Raw genomic sequence first — 829 nt, 5'->3', positions numbered from 1 at the left:
TCCGGTTTCATCAGGGCCTGCGCGCACTGGATGTGGCCGGTCACGTTCATGGGCTGAGCGGTGAGTGCTTGCATCATCCAGCAGGCTTTGTGCTCCTCCGGGATGGGATAAGGTGCCGGATAGCCTTTGTCTCCGGCACAGGGTTCGAACCCATGTCGGGGGTAATAGGTGGCGTGGCCGAGAACAAAAACCGTCTGGCAGCCCATCAACCTCAGGTGCTCGATGCCAGTGCGTATCAACCGTCCTCCCACGCCCATCCCCTGGTATTCCGGTATGACTGCCAGGGGAGCGAGGATATGCATCAGCGGTGAATCCATTTCCCCTTTGAAGGTTGCCCGGGTAAATAAAATATGCCCGACGGCTTTGCCTTCATGTCGGGCCAGCAGCGATAACGCAGGGCGCGCGCTTTCATCCTCAAGTAAAGAGGCCGTTAAATCGGCTTCTTTGCTGAAGCCAAATGCGCGGGTTTCGACTTCCCGGATATCACTGGCATCACTTTCATCTGTGATTTGAAAAGTGAAGTGGTGTGCTGTCATCGAAACTCTCCTTAGCGATTATCGAGCTGAGCGCGAACGTTATTCAGCCCGGTAGTGTTGATTCGATAGGGCTGACCATTGACGGACTTGATAAGTTTTTTGGTTTTGAGTTTTTTGAAGACGGCGAGCGTGCAGTCGGTCAGCAACAGCCCTTCGCGGCTGTAGCATTCAACGGAAGTGACGCGGCCTGAAGAATCGCGGACGTGCGCAATACGTCCACCTTTAGCGAGAACGTGTAACGTACGTTGTTCCTGACGGGATAAATTCATACTGAAGAACCTGTTTAATCATCA

General features: G+C 53.6%; 1 protein-coding gene and 1 pseudogene. Both read right to left on the bottom strand.

Going from position 1 to position 829, the window contains the following annotated elements:
• Positions 1–536 (bottom strand): annotated as a pseudogene (locus RTW80_RS26365) (GNAT family N-acetyltransferase); the annotation flags it as partial.
• Between the two features lie 11 nt (positions 537–547).
• Positions 548–805, bottom strand: a complete 258-nt coding sequence (locus tag RTW80_RS26360; RefSeq protein WP_001054379.1) for a YjhX family toxin — start codon at positions 803–805, stop codon at positions 548–550.
• Between the last annotated feature and the right edge of the window lie 24 nt (positions 806–829).

Origin of the sequence: Escherichia sp. AM3 (assembly GCF_032029835.1) — a bacterium.
Taxonomy (GTDB): Bacteria; Pseudomonadota; Gammaproteobacteria; order Enterobacterales; family Enterobacteriaceae; genus Escherichia; species Escherichia coli.
The sequence above is the reverse complement of the archived record's forward strand: the minus strand, read 5'-3'. Positions and strand labels throughout refer to the sequence as shown.